Origin of the sequence: Pantoea sp. SS70 (assembly GCF_029866845.1) — a bacterium.
GTDB lineage: Bacteria > Pseudomonadota > Gammaproteobacteria > Enterobacterales > Enterobacteriaceae > Pantoea > Pantoea leporis.
Window position 1 is genome coordinate 654333 of sequence record NZ_CP117200.1, and the last position, 16148, is coordinate 670480.

Consider the following 16148-nt stretch of genomic DNA (forward strand, 5'->3'; position numbering starts at 1 on the left):
GGCGACCTTCTGGCATTTAACCCTGCACGATCCGGCAACCGGCCAAAATATCATCCGCAGGTTGATACTCGCTGGTCTGAATCCCCGTCAATCCCAGCAGGGTGGAGAACAGATTATCCTGCGAATAACCCTGATGCGCCGCTTGTTTATCGACACAGCGTTTACTCACGCCATAACGCTGCTGGTAATCTGGTGACAGCCAAATCAGCATCGGCACATGTTTCTGCACATCCGGTGCAATCGCATACGGCATACCGTGCAAATAAGCGCCATTCTCCCCCAACGACTCACCGTGATCCGATAAATACACCAGGCTGGTGGTGTATTGATCCTGATGAGCCTTCAATACATTGATCGCCTTATCGACAATGTAATCGATATACAGAATGGTGTTGTCGTAGGTATTCACCAGCTGCTGTTGCGAACAATCCTGAATTTGATTGGTATCGCAGGTCGGCGTGAATTTTTTAAACTGCGGCGGATAACGGTTGTAATAGGTTGGGCCGTGACTGCCAATGGTATGCAGTACGATCACGCCGTTGCCTTTAAGGTTTTTAATAGAGTCCTCGATACCGTGAAATAATACCTCGTCATAACACTCCCCATCGTGACACATATTCGGCAGATTCAGGCTGGTCATATCCTGATGCGGGACGCGATCGCAGGCACCTTTACAGCCGCCGTCATTATCATTCCACAAAACCTGCACGCCGGCGCGTTGGATAATATCGAGCATGCCTTCCTGATGATCAGCGAGCTGATCGTCATAATGTGCGCGCGGCATATTCGAGAACATGCATGGCAACGAGACCGCAGTAGCGGTACCGCAGGATTGCGTATTGGGGAAATAAGAGACGTCATCTTTCGCCAGCAACGGCGTGGTTTCGCGACCATAACCATTAAGCTGGAAATTCACCGCGCGCGTGGTTTCACCCACCACCAAAATCGTCAGATTGCGCTTTGCACCCGCCAGCATCTGCGGCTTTTGTTTGGCATCTAAGCCAATTTTCACCAGCGGCAAATTGGCGGTGCGGCTGTGGTGATACCAGGAAAGTGTCGCCACAATGGAGTTCGACGGGCTGAGCGACTTGATCAGCTCTTTTTGGTTACGAAACAGCGAGGCGTAATCCTTATAAAAAAATGTCGCCACCAGGGCGATGCAGATGACCGACACCACAATTGACGCGGCGCGTTTGGCGATGTTTTTCCACAGAGGTTCGTTATGTTTAATTCGAATCCAGAATACCAAAAGGGCAGCGAGCAGGCCGCTGCAACCCAGCGTGATAATTAACTTAGGCGACAATAGAGCAAAGGACTCGGACGGTGTGGTATCCAGAATATTCACGATCATCGAGCGATCAATAACAATGCCGAAGGTCCAGATGAAATATTGCGCAGCCGCCGCCACTAATACGAACAGCGCAAGAATAAACCGGTCAAGCCAAACAAAAGAGGCGAGCGTGGCGATAATATTGATCACGCTAAATGCCACCAGCGGCATTGAGACGAAGACGAATATCGTGTGCAGCGTATCAAGCGGCATCGCTGCAATCACCTGACGATAAAAGGCAATATTCAGGAACACCGCAATATAAATTGAAAATAGCGAAATAAACGTCAGCCGACTTAGCGTCGGTCTTTTGCGCAGCGAAAACGTCATTGGTCCATCCGTAACAGTGAAGATGGCGCCAGATTAAGAAATGAAGGTTAAGTCAACCTTAGGCTGAATCCTGTCAGGCAGATTTATCTTTAAACAGCATCATTGCGGCTGACCGTGGTGAACAATAATTCGCGCAACCAGCGATGCCCGGCATCGCGGTGCGTTCTTTCGTGCCACGCCACGGTTTTGGTGAAGCCCTGAATCTCCAGCGGCGGCGCGAGCTTCCCATCGCATTCAAAGCCGCATCTGTGACGCCGTGAAAATTCCCGCCGAGATAAGACACCTGCGCGTGATCCTGTTCGCAGGAGTGGTTAACGTAAGATTTCCAGGGTGGGGCAGCGATGATCGTCTGGACGTGCTGCATGCATGGTTGATCGAAGATCTTTCCGATAATCGCGTGCGCATCCTGAAGCAGAAAACGCAAAACGGCAAACCGGCGGTTGAGCCGTCAAAAGCGCAGGCGAACCCGATTATTAACGGCCATCAGGATTGGCGTTTGGTCAAACTTGCCACGCGTGTCCATATTCATCAAACACCTATTGCGCGATAAATCGCGCGGTGATTAGATAATATTACTAACGTAATTTCATCACTTCCTCCTGCGTCAATCCGTTTTAATCCTCTATCTCCTTGAATAGAAGAAATTCTCCACTGAGGTCTAAAGTCATCGGCATTGCTGCCGATACAAACCTGTGAATTTTTTTTATCAATTAGCCTCAACCATTAATCATTGTTTCCTCCGCACGACAGAGGATTTTTCAATCAAGGATTTGATGTGAATTTACCCTTTTCTAAAAAAGCTGCATCCGTGCTGATCGCCGCTTCTCTGGCTTCCAGCTGCGCCTCAATGAATGACTTTGCTCGTGATTACGGTACCGCTGCCGGTTGTATCGGCGGTGCCGCACTGGGTGGCGGCATCACTTATCTGGTGACTCACGACGCCAGGAAAGCCCTGGTGGGTGGACTGGCAGGCGGCGTAGCGGGATGCGTGGTCGGGAACGTTTGGCAGAATCGTGAACAGGCTCTGGCTAAAGTCGCCGAGGAAGAAAAAATTCGCATCAGCACTCAGGCGCTTAAGGCGCAGGAGAACAGCAAGCAGGAGCCGGTTGGGATTGTTGCACAAGTTGAGGACGGTACCATGTTCGCCATCGACAGTGCAGAACTGACCAGCAGCGGCATGCGTCAGGTGCAAAAAATTGCCACAGCGATGAAAGGCGGCCAGCAATCCTCCAACGATGTTTTGCTGGTGGTGGGACATACGGACGCCACGGGCAACGCCGAACACAATCAGCAACTTTCTGAAGCGCGTGCCCGCAACGTTGGGCTAGTACTGGAGCAAAGTGGCATTAAAGCCAGCCAACTCTATTTCCAGGGTGTGGGTTCCTCACGTCCACTGGCGGATAACGATTCCCTTTCGGGTCGGGCACAAAACCGCCGGGTTGAAATCGTGGCGTTGGCGAATGAAGCACTGTTACGCCAACGCCTGGCTCTGGAAAGCAATAACCCACTGTATTTGCGCCACAGCTCTGCTGCTGAAAATACGTTGGCGCGTACTTCAACCGCCAGGGCGGCACCACGTATAGCGAGCAAGAAGGCTGCGACTAAAAACGCTGAAGTAAAAGCGCCGGAAGTGGTGACCCAACCCACTCAAGCCATTGCTGAGAGCAATCCCGTTAACTTTGTCGATTTTGGTGGCAAGCCCACCAGCGCACAGGTTACGGGTCTCGCCAGCAACTTAAAGCCGCTGTCGCAAGGTTTCAGCCTGATTAGTCAGGCGCAGGCCAGCAGTGTCAGCGGTAGCTGTCTCACCGATCTTCCCCGCGTCAGTGGGCTGGCTAAGAATTTAGCCAGCGGTAAGGCGATCGATCAGCATGATACGCGGGAATATCTGCCCAATATGAACGGGCGCGCGTGGGCTGGATTGGTGAATGGCAACCTGGTGACATTGACGCCAGTGTTTGTTCTCAAGGAGGGTGCCGTGGTGACGCAAAACCCTCAAGTGCTCATCACGCCAAACTATGCGCAGGGCAACCGCAAGGCGCTACAAGGCATGGCAAGTGTCGCCAACAGTTGGGAAGGTGAAGACAGCATTCTTTACCGCGTCTACATCGCCGATGCCCAGCAACAACCGATCTCGTGCGTCGACCTCTTGCTGCCGAAATCGGGCAAGCCTGCGCAACAAGGACAGCTCTTTTATAGCAATCATCGTCAGCCGTGGCTGGCCAATTACGCTCCTCAGCGTGGATAAACGGATAACTCTCTTATGGAAATTTTAGATACCTTAATGCAGGCGATTGCCACCTACCGCTATATCTTCTGGCCGCTTTTCGGGCTATTGGCGCTAACACTTGGCGTGATCAAATGGTGGGATCAAGTTCGTTACTTCTTCCTCAACCTGTTTTGTTCCCTACCGCTGTTTGGCCACATCAACCGTTTGTCGCGTAGCCATGAATCTCGCCGTGCGGGCACCGGCGGACGTATCTGGCATCCGGCAGAAGAAGCGTTGTGTGGCAAGTTCTATCAGTTTCATAGCATCTCCAACCGCGATGCCGATTTTTATCTGCGCTGCGTTAACTATCTGAACAAAGTCGATGAGCGGGGCCGCAAACCGACCAGCGTGGTGTTGTGGTTATGCAGTATAGCCCTCGTCATTCTGGAAGCCTTTATCTTTGCGCTGGTACTTTCGCCATTCATTGCCAACAACATCTCTGCGAACCAGGCGGAGCTGTCGGCGATTGTGGTTTCGGTGCTGATTGGTGTGATTTTGGTGCCCGCAACGCATTTAATGGGCACGCAGTTACACAAAAATACGCTGCTGAGTAAAATCCGCTACTGGCATAAAGAAGCGCGTCTGGAAGGCCATGCGCAGGCGTTGGTTAAAGACAACCGCGTCTCACTGGAAAACAGCCGCATTGACGATGATGCGCCCAGCTATTTGCAAATGCTTAACCGAGTGAACCACGGTATTGGCGCAAAACCGCAATATGTACAAACGGTTGTGACGCTGCTGTTGATCGTCACCTTTGCGGTAGGTGCCTATTTCATTCGCGCGGCAACCATTAATGCCGCCGAAACCCAGGCCGTCAATGGCACGCCGTTCAGCCAAACCAGCGCGGCGAGCAACGCTTCACCTTTTGAGTTGCCACAGCAAGCGGTGGAAGATAATCAGCAGGCTGATAAGCAAGCGGCGCAAGAGGTCAGTGACAACCGCGTGTTCGCCTCCAAATTGACCTTCATTATTTTGTCGGTGATTTTCATTGGCGTGCAGATTATCGGTATTTTGATTGGTTATTACCGTTCTCTGGTCGGCATCGAATCGCGCCTGGCGGCGAAATATATTGGTAATTTTAGTAGCTCTGAAGAGTTTGCCGCGTGGTACGCCATGCGCCGTGAGCGCGTAGAGCGTGATGCGCAGGATAAACTGGCAAGCTTGCAGAATCGTATGGCGATGCAACGCGCCAGTAGCGCCAGCATTGCACAAACTGATGTTCGGACCTTCGACGATTACGTGCGCGGTAAGCAGCGCGATAAAGCACTGGCTGACGATCAGCATCAGCAATTTAACGCCACGCGCGCAACCGTTGCTCAAGAGCGACCGGTACATCAGCCAGAACCGGCTTTAGTATTTGAACCTACAACGCCAACACCTGCACCGGTGGCACTGCAAACGGCACCTGTTGCTAACGCCGATGAAAAGGCGCGCATCGCGGAGTTGGGCGATTTGACAGCCTTAGATGATGAAGAACTGCGTTTGGTGGCTGAGGATTTGGGTCTGCCAATGGAAGCACTGCTCAGTCGTCGTAAAGTGCAGCGCGTGCTTAATAAGGCCAGAGGGTAATCAGGTGAAGATCAGCAAATGGTGTTTGCTGCTGTTAGCCGGGGTGAGTGCCCTGGCGCAGGCTGCGGATCGCAACGATATCCCGAGCTGTTATGACTATGCCAAACTCAGTCAATATCGCCCGGCCAACAGCGGTCGTGAGCTGGTGGTGATTATTGATCAAACGGTTAAAGTGCCGCTGCAGATCAAAAATGCCAGTTGGCAGCAGATTATGCGTTTTAGCCAGCCCGGCGATCATGTGGTGCTGTATCAGTTCTCGGCGTTGTTGCAGAACAATTTCATGCAGCGCTTATTTGATGGACGTCTGGAGCCGCTACTCACGGACAAGAAGATCCGCGACAATCAAGGCATGGAGAGTTTGAAGAACCTCGACAAATGCCTGAGTGAGCAAAAGCAATATTTCGCGAGCGCAATGGGTGGGTTGATGGCAAAAAGTTTCGCTGAGAAGGGCGATAACATCGCTAAAAGCGAGATCCTCGATAGCCTGAAACGCATTAGTCACGATCTTGAGCAGGATGAAAACGCGTCACGCACTCTGTTTCTGATCTCCGATATGTTGGAAAACAGCGCTTTTGATAGCTTCTATCGCAATAACGCGCTGCGTTTGCTTTCGCCTGAGAAAGCGTTGCAGCAGGTTAAACAGCAGAATTTGTTAGCGGATTTTGCCGGCGCTAAGGTATTTGTCGCAGGTGCAGGATTGATTGATACCGACGCGAAAAATAATTATCGCTCAGGCAAAATCATTCAGCAGCTTGAGATATTCTGGCGCGACTATTTTACTGCGTCTAATGCAGAGTTAGTAAGTTTTGGTGCACCGGCGTTGAATGTAGATTTGCAATAAATTATTCAGAAACGATGTATTCACTGCCTCAACGTCTGGCCAGGGCAGTGAATATGAGTCGTGACTTCGTTACCATAATGGTTTTAGGGTGGATTACCCATGTTCATCTGCTCACCGTTGATCTGGGTAAAGCGCTTTAACATCTCCCGCATCTGGCATTGAAAGAATGTGTGCATATGGCAAGGTCCGCTATGAGTGAGGAGCGGAAGTTCATAATTTTTTCGACAATCTTCTAAGCGGTTATGCTAGAAATAAACAGCTACAAAGGGAATGGACATGACATTGTTTGAAGAATGTAAGGAATTGCTCAAGGCAGATTTTGATGTTGTGGAAGGAGATGATTTGAGCATGGTAATGGATATTTTTCATCAATATCCATGGCATAGCGGTAAAATTATGTGGCATGAAATGGAATTCAGCGATCATGAAATTACTGATGAGATGTTTAATGGGGGCGGCTTAGGTAATGAAACTGTATTTGTCATAGCGGATGATGCTAATGTGCCTGTGTTCAAAACGCATCTACAACTCATTGTCGATAATATCTACGATGTTATCTCCATATCATCTAATGTCTTTATATTTAATGATAATTTAATGATGCAACCATTATTTCCTCACGATTTTATACGGTTTAGTTTGCGAAAGTGATTCGCTGAAGTTCTGGCCAGAACCCCGCATATTAGTACATTCCGATGTTAGCAATGTCTGCTTTTAGCACGTAGCTGACCATCGGACTGAACTGAAGGTCCGCTGCGAACGAAAGCAGGCGTAGTTTTCAATTGCTGATTCTTTTATTTAATATCCTAACGCACGATTGACTTGCTCATATTGATACCCGTTACTCCAAAACCGCTGCTCTCGTATACATGGAAAGCACGAGCATTATCTCCAGCTACGCGTAGTCTAATCTCTTTAAAACCCTTATCCTGAAGATCCTCTTCAAAAGCGCGAAGAGCCTGTTTACCCAATCCCCCTCCCTGAAGTGAATTAAAAATATGAAAATCATAGATAAATACTGTGCGCATTGCCGCGTCTGGTTTGTACCAGAGATAGCCTACGTGCCTCTCAAATACATCTAATTTCGCGAAAATGGACAGTAAAATTTGCCCGTGCGTATTCACTCCTTCCGCAAGCAACTTTGATATTTCCTGCCTGGCCATCGTTAGAGAATCACTTTTAGACATTCTATAATTTGACGCTATCTCAATTGCATAATCAGGAATAAAATATTCCAGATAAGCAGAGTACTCTTCTTCTGTCATTGAGCGAAACGAGACCATCTTTTAATCCTTATTGAGGAAGTCATACAGACAGAAAGGGCCATACTAATAGCGCCAATACCAGTGTAACGTCAAATTATTCGTTTATGGAATAACAACACTTCCGATCGATTACATGAAAGTGATACTCAATGTCCGCTTCTGGCTGTGAGTTCAATGGGTCGATGCAACGCTATCCTTAATCGAAGGGGGACGTTGCCATGAAACGAAGAACGCGTATTAACTACACGCCGGAACAGAAAGCGATTATCTGGGACAGATATAAGCAAGGTGATTCCTTGCATGATATCGCCAGAATGTTCGACAGATATCATTCTTCTATTATGCCCACTATCCACCAGACTGGTGGATACCGCCCCCCTGTCCGAAAGCGTCATCCGTTAGCGCTTTCACTTTATGAAAGAGAGGAAATATCCAGAGCGCTGGTAGCAAAAATCAGCATCAGGGCGATCGCAAACAAACTCTCGAGAGCCCCCTCAACGATTAGCCGGGAGATCAAGAGGCACGGTGGTGCAAAACAATACCGTGCATCAAAAGCGGATACTGCTGCGTGGGAAAATGCTCTGAGACCAAAACCTTGCAAGCTAATTGAAAGACCAACACTGTGTAAAATCATCGCAGAGAAGATGCATCAGGACTGGTCGCCGGAACAAATCACCGGTTGGCTGAAACGCTGTTATCCGGATAATCAGGAAATGCATGTGTCACACGAAACGATATATAAAACGCTTTTTATACAAACCCGAGGTGCATTAAAAAAAGAACTGCAGCAATGCCTCAGAAGCGGAAGAGTCGTGCGTAGATCCAGAACATCATCGCTTAAAGGGAAAGGATTAGGGTCAATCCCGAATACGATCTCTATCAGCGAAAGGCCACCTGAAGCCGCCGACAGAGCCATATCAGGTCACTGGGAAGGTGACCTGATCCAGGGCTCTAAAAACTCCTATATCGTCACCCTCGTAGAACGTCATTCCCGTTTTGTTATGCTGGCCAGGATCAGGGACAACAAGACCATAACGGTTATATCTGCACTCATCAAACAAGCCCGGGAATTACCTGCTGAGCTTTATAAAACATTAACATGGGACCGGGGTGCTGAAATGACTAACCACACCCGGTTTACTGTAGCCACAGATATCCAGGTTTACTTCTGCGATCCCCAATCCCCCTGGCAACGCGGCTCCAATGAAAATACAAACAGATTGCTTAGGCAGTATTTTCCAAAAGGAACTGACCTATCGGTTCACAGCCAAGAAAGACTAAACAGCGTTGCCAGACAGCTCAACGAAAGACCGAGAAAAACGCTAGACTATGAATCACCCGCAGAGCGTTTTAACCAATGTGTTGCATCCATCAGTTGAACTCACAGCACGAAGCGGACAAGCTAACTGAGTCGAGGTCGCTATGAGCGAAGAGCGGACTTTTAGTCAAAAAGATCCCCGTTTTTGCTTAGCTGAACATTGCCTATATGCGAAACGCTTGCACTGGCAATTTCAGAGAGTGCCAATTACTATCCAGAATCTATGGATATGAACATTTTGGGCTTTATGCCAGCCTTACTCCCTGTTGCCCTGTCTCCCGGAGCGAGCTTCACTCTCGTTATGAACAGTGCTCTGACAGGAGGTAACAAAGGTTTATTTAGAACCCTCGCCGGAACCGCTCTGGGCATATATACCCATGCAATTTTTATAGGGTTTGGTATCACGGCAGTGCTCATCTCGTCGTCAGCAGCGTTTGCTGTGCTTAAAGTAACCGGAACTGTCTATCTGCTTTGGTTAGGCGCGATGCTTATCCGGAGAGGGATAGCGGTAAATTCAGGCGGGTTTACTGGTGCAAAGCATTCCGTGACTTTAAAAGAGGCTTGGCTGGCTAATGTTTTGAACCCTAAAGCCATCCTTTTTTATTTGACGGTCGTTTCACAGTTCGCAGGCGCGAAGGGTGGCGTTTACAACTACCTTATACTGGCATCAGTTCATATAGTGGTTATGAGTATCTGGCTTTTTGCAATCACTCAAACGCTCATATTCTCAGCCAAAAAAACTAACCCGCGAATGCTGAAAAAGTACGTCAACATTGTCGGCGGGATAATGCTCATTGCTTTTTCTCTGCACAACCTTATCTATTAACTCCATAGAAATACCGTTGTTCCTGATGGTCTCTACGGCCCGCAGGCCAGAGGCCGGCAAAGGCAAATTCCCGGTCAGGGGCTTCCGCGCTTGATACCATCCAAAAGACTTCAGATGTCTTCATGGTCATTTCCGGCCCATCCTCTGCATCCAGCTCTTTTCCCAGCGAGGAGGCAAGGGCAACGATGCCTTTGCGGCGGCCCACAAGTAACAGAATGTGGTTCTCATTTAGCGGCATGTCAGGCGTAACGGCGATGACTTTATCGCCGCGTTTCATGCGTTCAACGGTAACCGGGAAAGTGGGTTAGCTAACGCTCTAATCTGAGTAATGCTCCTGCTCGCGGCCGCTCCTGCCAGAAACACCCGACCTATCAGTTCAGATAAAGCAGGCATCTGTCTTGATGCCGGTATGATTACACCATGCATCAGTTCCTGTTCAGCTTTTATTGCGTCTTCACGAATAGAGCGCCCCATAATTTTGGCAAGAATGTTAACGCAGATAATGATGGCACCCAGGGAGCCGAAGATGTATGTCACCGCATATCCCACCGCGACATTCCCCTGCATCTGCTGGAGCTGTGCTGGATCAAGTTCAGTTTTGCGATGGCGACCGCAATTCTCTTGTCCAGCGCAAATATGCGCCCAGTTTGAATTTACCAATCCACGTGCCTACAGCGTGAGAAAGAAAAAGCGCCAGCTCCGGTGATAATCGAAAAACTTCATGAATCAAATCCATAGAAATATATCCTGCAGAGAAAATTCTTAGGACTCAGGCATATTTTTCTGCCTGAAGAGTGATTATTCAGTTAGAAGAAACGTCAGCGTTTGATGCTTATCTCAGGGTAGCTTTATAATTTACTTTCGCAAATTAAAAATCCTAAGAAACAGGTTTAAGGTAGTGCAAAATACTGATAAGTAGTCTAATTTTAATCGTTACATTTTGAAGGCGAACCGGCAATTTATTACATACGGTTAACTTTTTTATTCATTTTTCGACTGAGTCAAACTATTAAGCATTATAAAATGGTTAATCATTATGGAAAACTCATGCAAAGTGGCTATATTATTCCTAAGCAAATGACTTGTATCTGTCATCTAAATGCTAATATTATGTAAATAATTGATATGCAAATGCTTGCGCATTGTTTCATAACATGCTCACCGCGTAACGCTACAGTATTTAGATTACGCGGGTGCAGCAAGTAACATTCCACACTACGCCACTCTATCGGAAAATATGAGGTCGTTATGTCAAGTGAATCAGTTAATGATATATCAAAAGACTTATCCGCCTTTGTAGGGACGCATTTTGTCTATACCTATGATAATGGATGGAAATATGAATGGTATGCGCGTAATGACAATACGTGTGATTACAGGATTCATCAGGGGTTGGTAGGTGGTCGTTGGGTGACAAATCAAAAAATGAATGCCGTGCAGTTCGCACCTGGCATTTATAAAGTCGACTGGCACGAGCCGACAGGAACCTGTGTGAGCCTGTTATTTGATATTGAAAGAAAGATCATTCATGGCACCATCTTCTTTCCTCAGTGGATTGCAGGTGAAAATCAACATCCTGAAAAAACAATTTGTTATCAAAATGAGTTCATTGAGGATATGCATCGCTTCCGCGATGAAGGACCGGCATATCCCTATGTTGTGATACCCGAATTTGCCAGGGTCACGTATATGAAAAATGAAGGGCCTGATAATGATGCTGTTATTAATATGCCCCCAGGTCAACTTCCGGACAATTTCTTCGATGGGAAATAATTAATTCCGGACATTACTGCTTTATTACACTGACACCTCAAAGCCAATTCATTTGGACGCTGAGGTGCCGAACAGAGTAGTAGAGATTTTAAGTGAGCGGAAGAGCCAGGAAACCTCGCTACTTTTTTCAGGCCAGCCAAATGGTTCATCTGGCCTTTATTTAAACGTCTTTAATAAGGGAAGTGGTCAGCTCAGCGCGACCCTCACTTTTAGTGCAATCACCAGCGCGGCAAAACACATTATGCAACCCGCGGTAATGAAAACACCGGTTACGCCGCTGAGACCAAAAAGTAATCCTCCCAACGCAGCACCCGCAGCAATTGAGGATTGAACTGCTGCGACTACCATGCCGCCAGCGGTTTCAGCCTGATCGGGAACGGAACGCGCTACCCAGTTTGACCACGCAACGGGTACGCCACCAAATGCCATCCCCCACAATGCGACGAACAACATCAATCCTGCTTCCTCAAGTGGCAGCAAAATCATGCTTAATGCCGCTAAACCAACAAGTGCTGGCATCAGTATCAGGGTAAGACGCAGGCTTTTCTCCATCAGCCACCCGGCCAGCAGCGTACCGATAAAATTAGCGACGCCAAATCCAAGCAGTATCAAAGACAAACGATCCACATCAAGTTGAACGATATTTTCAAGAGCCGGACGAATATAGGTAAACAGCGCATATTGACCCGTATGGGCAATCACACACCCCGTCATTCCCACCGCAATGCCTGGGCGGCGGAGTAAATCCATGACAGATGCCGTAATCATCATTTTACGCGGAGCCATCCCAGGAAGCGTAAACAGCTGGAAAAGCAGTGTCAGCAGGCCAACTGCGGTTGCAGCGATAAAAGCACTACGCCAGCCATAAAGCCCACCTAAATAGCTTCCCAGCGGGATCGAAACCACGGTACCGACAGCAATACCGCTAAAAATAATAGAGAGAGCACGCGGGACGCTTTTTGCAGGGACCAGCCGCATAGCTACGGCAGCAGTCATACTCCAGAAGCCTCCCAGCGCGATGCCTAGCAAAATGCGCATGACCAGCAGAACAGCCAGACTGGAGGAGAGTGCGACAAGCAGGTTGGAGGCGATCATCAGCACGGTAAAACCAAGCAAAACAGCTCGGCGATCATAATTACGCGTCAGCCGGGGAACCATCAGACCCGCAAACAGGGCCACCACAGCTGTCACCGTCACAGCCTGACCAGCAAGCGCTTCGGTTACACCAAGATCCGCGGCCATGGGTGTTAACAGGCTGGCAGGAAGATATTCTGCAGTCAGCAAGCCAAACACGCCCATCGTCAGTGAAATAACGGCCATCCATGCGGATTCTTTGGGTTCCGCACTGTTCAAACTAACGGATGCAGCTTCAGTTGCTTCGTTTCTCATAACACACTCTTTTTTTGGAGAAAAAATGATAACTCCAAGTCTAGAGTTGAGCCGCTGGACGATCTATGATGCCACATCCTGATTTTTTACCCGAAACTCCGGTTATGCATGTGAATAAACACTTTGCCTTGTCATCCGAACTTATCAGTGAATTGCTGCTGGAAATGCGTCTGCGTGGCGTGCAGTATCGTCGTTTACAGACGGGCTCTGAGTTTGGCGTCGGTTTCAGCAATAGACCCGGACATGCCTATTTTCATTACATCGCAGTGGGTACTGCTGTGCTGCGCACACACGATGGTACGTTGCACGAACTGAAAGCCGGGTGCATGGTATTCATGCCGCAGGGCGAGGAGCATCAGCTTTTATCGGATGTCAGCTGTTCATTTCAACATATCGACACGTTCGGCTCTGCTCCTTTAGGCGAGGCCGTCAGCGGAATTAATACCTGCCCGAGTTCGCATCCAACACCCAGCACAGTTCTGTTTTATGGCTGTATGGAGTTCGATCTTGGTGGAATGCAGGGCCTGGGTAAACTGATGCCGCAAGCCATCGTGGTTGAGGCAAATGAACAGATTTATCCGGGGCTGGTTCCCGTTCTGGGCGCGATGAAATCTGAAATCTGTTCCGGACGCGCGGGCTTCGCGGGCATTCTGGCACGCCTCGCAGAAGTGGCGGCGGCCATGATTGTGTGTGGATGGATTGAAAACGGCAGCGAGAACGCCGCTGGTCTGATCGCTGCGTTACGTGATCCACGACTTGCCCGTGCCATTCTGGCCATTCATCGTGATACAAGCCGGGAGTGGTCTGTTGCCGAGCTTGCTGCCCAGTCGCATGTATCCCGTTCTGTTTTTGCTGAACGCTTCAAATCAATCATCGGCATACCTCCGCAGCGCTATGCAAGGGAAGTGCGAATGCGCATCGCGGGTCACTGGATTACTCACGATAAGATCTCAATTGACACCGTAGCGCTTCGCCTCGGCTATGCCTCGCAGGCAGCGTTTAGCAGAGCGTTCAAGCGCATTAATGGGTATCCGCCGGGCGCTATGCGTCAGCGAACAGCGAGAGGCGTTAATACAGTAAGTGAGTGAATGCTATTATTGTCATTTGCTGGATTGAATGTAGAAGACCGTAAAAACTGAGCGGAAACGACTTTTCATCATTCTACGGATCGCAAATTTTGCAATGTCTACTTCTGGCACAAAGTTGCTGGTTGTAAGAAGCGGCTGTCTGTAATGAGCAAAGAACTGACATCTCATTTACAGATGCTGGTAGTTTTGAAATTACGCAATCAAGCAAGATGATTAATTCTGATCTGACTGACTTTGTCACTAAACATTCTTTCCGAATATGCTTTTTCGTCCATGTAGGAAAGCACGATTTTTACGATGCGATAACGAATCTTAAAATCAGGAGCCTGGGATTCTAAATTGAAGTCAAACGAATTTGTGTTTAACGGAATAATGAATATGTCATGCTTAAAAAAAATGTATAGTGGGTCTTCCCCAGTAATGGGGATATAATCGACAGTTCTACATTTTACGTTACTTTACTCATGCTTCTAGTCGTGTCAGGAACCTGGGCTTCTAAATTGAAGTTAAACGAATTTACGTTTAAAGGAATAACGAATATGTCATGCTTAAAAAAATATGCATATGCCCCATTTATATCACTACTTTATGGTGTTTCAGCAACGGCCTCACCAGATTTGATGTATGACATTGATAAGAGGGACTATTCGGTGTCAACAGAGGTAACGCCACAATTTTCCTGGGATAAAAGTGAGTCTCAAGGTGATAAAACCCAATATTGTCTTACTCCTCGCGATCCAGGATGCAGCAAAATGTGGCATGAGGAAAAAGCGAAGGATTATTCCTGGTCCACAGAGGTAACGCCAAAACTATCTTGGGAGAAAAGTGAGTCTCAAGATGATAAAACTCACTATTGTCTTACCCCTAGCGATCCAGGATGCAGCAATATGTGGCATAAGGAAAAAGCGAAGGAGTATGACGAGCGGAGGCAGCGTTCCCAACAAAAAAGGCTTTATAATTAACATAAATGATCGTTCAAAAGCTCATATTCAGTTTTCCATAGTGGGATATTACGCCTGGCTTGTAACGTTCTTAATAGTTAGGCTGATAATATTTGACGATTCATTTCTTGAGAATTTTTTGCAGCTTATTTAGAATGCATCTAAAAATCGCACCAAACCGCCTCGTATTCATTTACTGATTCGCGAAATATTATGAATTGGACAGAATAACTTGAGCGTCCAAAGTCAGTTCCTTTTGGGAATATTGTCTGACCAGCTTGTTCGTATTTTCATTTGAGCCACGCTGTCAGGGAGATTGAGGACCACAGAAATAAATCCAAATGTCTGTCGCTACCGTAAATCGAGCGTGGCTGGTCGTTTGGCGCCTCGATCCCATGTTAGTGTTTTATAAAAGCTCAGCTGGTAATTCCGCGCTTGTTTGATGAGTGCAGATACAACAGTTATGGTTTTGTTGTCGCTGATTTTGGACAGCATAACAAAGCGGGAATGGCGTTCAACGTGGGTGACGATATAGGAGTTAGTAGACATCTCTATGTTTGGTCGGGTTAAATATGGCTAATTCGTTAAATAACCTTGATCCCGAGCTAAGTTGATCACACCTGCACTACAACCCATATTCCTCGCGCAACAACCCAAACAGCCAATCGTTATGCCACGCATTTCTCAGCCAGTAACTTTCTCGCAGTTCACCTTCTAATACAAAACCGACTTTTTCCAGCAGTCGCCGTGAGGGCGTATTGCCTGCGGTGACGGTAGCGCTTAGGCGTCGAATGCCGCCGTCGCTGAATGCATAGTCACAAATCGCGCGGAGCGACTCGTGCGCATAGCCTTTGCCTTGCGCTTCAGGTGCGAACAGAAAGCCGACTTCGGCGCAGTCATTTTCCCTACGAATATAACCGCTGACGCCGAGGCGATTGCCTGACTGTTTTTCCCGCACCACCAGACACAGCCAATGCGCGCTGAATGGCGACCAGCGCGGCAATCTTGCTGTAAAATCGGCGTGAATTTTTTCATCGGATTTTGCATCGGCGACGTAATGCATGACGTGAGGCGAGAGCTGGAGCTGACGGAAGAAGTCCCAGTCGTCTTCCGCGATCTGCGAGCAAGTGAGTCTGGGCGTGTCGAGATGCAGGTTAGCGGTCACTTTTCACCTTTAGAATTCAGATTACTCCACAACGATATTTTACA

General features: G+C 48.1%; 15 protein-coding genes and 3 pseudogenes. 10 read left to right on the forward strand and 8 right to left on the reverse strand.

The genetic code is table 11. The features are described 5' to 3' along the window. Window positions 1–16: 16 nt before the first annotated feature. Both eptA and PO881_RS22555 read right to left on the reverse strand, forming a co-directional pair. On the reverse strand, window positions 17–1660 hold the full coding sequence (gene eptA / locus PO881_RS22550) for a phosphoethanolamine transferase EptA (RefSeq protein ID WP_280173060.1): 1644 nt from the start codon (window positions 1658–1660) through the stop codon (window positions 17–19). An 89-nt stretch (window positions 1661–1749) separates the two neighbouring features. After that, window positions 1750–1955, reverse strand: a pseudogene (locus PO881_RS22555) (LysR family transcriptional regulator); the annotation flags it as partial. A 39-nt stretch (window positions 1956–1994) separates the two neighbouring features. On the opposite strand from PO881_RS22555, the pseudogene PO881_RS22560 reads away from it, so the two are divergent. The 5 genes and pseudogenes from PO881_RS22560 to PO881_RS22580 form a co-directional block, all read left to right on the forward strand. Then, window positions 1995–2210: pseudogene (locus tag PO881_RS22560) on the forward strand (hypothetical protein); the annotation flags it as partial. Window positions 2211–2435: 225 nt separating this feature from the next. Next, the gene (locus tag PO881_RS22565) at window positions 2436–3908 is read left to right on the forward strand and encodes an OmpA family protein (RefSeq protein ID WP_280173061.1); all 1473 of its coding nucleotides are present in this window, start codon (window positions 2436–2438) and stop codon (window positions 3906–3908) included. A gap of 15 nt (window positions 3909–3923) precedes the next feature. Then, complete coding sequence (locus PO881_RS22570) at window positions 3924–5498, forward strand: hypothetical protein (RefSeq protein ID WP_280173062.1); 1575 nt, start codon at window positions 3924–3926, stop codon at window positions 5496–5498. Window positions 5499–5502: 4 nt separating this feature from the next. Next, a complete protein-coding gene (locus PO881_RS22575; RefSeq protein ID WP_277975296.1) occupies window positions 5503–6339 on the forward strand; it encodes a hypothetical protein in 837 nt (278 codons plus the stop codon). 276 nt (window positions 6340–6615) lie between these two features. Next, on the forward strand, window positions 6616–6990 hold the full coding sequence (locus PO881_RS22580; protein ID WP_110867228.1) for a hypothetical protein: 375 nt from the start codon (window positions 6616–6618) through the stop codon (window positions 6988–6990). A 155-nt stretch (window positions 6991–7145) separates the two neighbouring features. Here PO881_RS22580 and PO881_RS22585 read toward each other — a convergent pair whose 3' ends face one another. Beyond that, window positions 7146–7622, reverse strand: coding sequence for a GNAT family N-acetyltransferase (locus PO881_RS22585; RefSeq protein WP_271460330.1), 477 nt, complete (start codon window positions 7620–7622; stop codon window positions 7146–7148). Window positions 7623–7822: 200 nt separating this feature from the next. Between PO881_RS22585 and PO881_RS22590 the strand changes: the two genes are divergently transcribed. Both PO881_RS22590 and PO881_RS22595 read left to right on the forward strand, forming a co-directional pair. After that, a complete protein-coding gene (locus tag PO881_RS22590; RefSeq protein WP_280173063.1) occupies window positions 7823–8983 on the forward strand; it encodes an IS30 family transposase in 1161 nt (386 codons plus the stop codon). 162 nt (window positions 8984–9145) lie between these two features. Beyond that, complete coding sequence (locus tag PO881_RS22595) at window positions 9146–9748, forward strand: LysE family translocator (protein WP_277975297.1); 603 nt, start codon at window positions 9146–9148, stop codon at window positions 9746–9748. Here the strand turns inward: PO881_RS22595 and PO881_RS22600 are convergent. Both PO881_RS22600 and PO881_RS22605 read right to left on the reverse strand, forming a co-directional pair. Next, entirely contained in the window at window positions 9738–10025 is a 288-nt protein-coding gene (locus tag PO881_RS22600) for a hypothetical protein (RefSeq protein WP_192412857.1), read from the reverse strand. The genes PO881_RS22595 and PO881_RS22600 overlap by 11 nt on opposite strands. Next, window positions 10022–10408, reverse strand: coding sequence for a hypothetical protein (locus tag PO881_RS22605; RefSeq protein ID WP_192412859.1), 387 nt, complete (start codon window positions 10406–10408; stop codon window positions 10022–10024). The genes PO881_RS22600 and PO881_RS22605 overlap by 4 nt, the downstream gene beginning before the upstream one ends. 588 nt (window positions 10409–10996) lie before the next feature. On the opposite strand from PO881_RS22605, the gene PO881_RS22610 reads away from it, so the two are divergent. Then, window positions 10997–11521, forward strand: coding sequence for a phenolic acid decarboxylase (locus tag PO881_RS22610; protein WP_110868449.1), 525 nt, complete (start codon window positions 10997–10999; stop codon window positions 11519–11521). 186 nt (window positions 11522–11707) lie between these two features. Here PO881_RS22610 and PO881_RS22615 read toward each other — a convergent pair whose 3' ends face one another. Then, entirely contained in the window at window positions 11708–12910 is a 1203-nt protein-coding gene (locus tag PO881_RS22615; protein ID WP_280173064.1) for an MFS transporter, read from the reverse strand. 65 nt (window positions 12911–12975) lie between these two features. Between PO881_RS22615 and PO881_RS22620 the strand changes: the two genes are divergently transcribed. Together PO881_RS22620 and PO881_RS22625 are read left to right on the forward strand one after the other, a co-directional pair. Further along, the gene (locus PO881_RS22620) at window positions 12976–13998 is read left to right on the forward strand and encodes an AraC family transcriptional regulator (RefSeq protein WP_280173065.1); all 1023 of its coding nucleotides are present in this window, start codon (window positions 12976–12978) and stop codon (window positions 13996–13998) included. Between the two features lie 476 nt (window positions 13999–14474). Beyond that, window positions 14475–14960: a hypothetical protein gene (locus tag PO881_RS22625; protein WP_280173066.1), complete on the forward strand. Its 486-nt coding sequence runs from the start codon at window positions 14475–14477 to the stop codon at window positions 14958–14960. Window positions 14961–15156: 196 nt separating this feature from the next. On the opposite strand, the pseudogene PO881_RS22630 reads toward PO881_RS22625, so the two are convergent. Then, a pseudogene (locus tag PO881_RS22630) lies at window positions 15157–15494 on the reverse strand (IS30 family transposase); the annotation flags it as partial. A 70-nt stretch (window positions 15495–15564) separates the two neighbouring features. Continuing rightward, window positions 15565–16104, reverse strand: coding sequence for a GNAT family protein (locus tag PO881_RS22635; protein WP_280173067.1), 540 nt, complete (start codon window positions 16102–16104; stop codon window positions 15565–15567). Window positions 16105–16148: the final 44 nt, after the last annotated feature.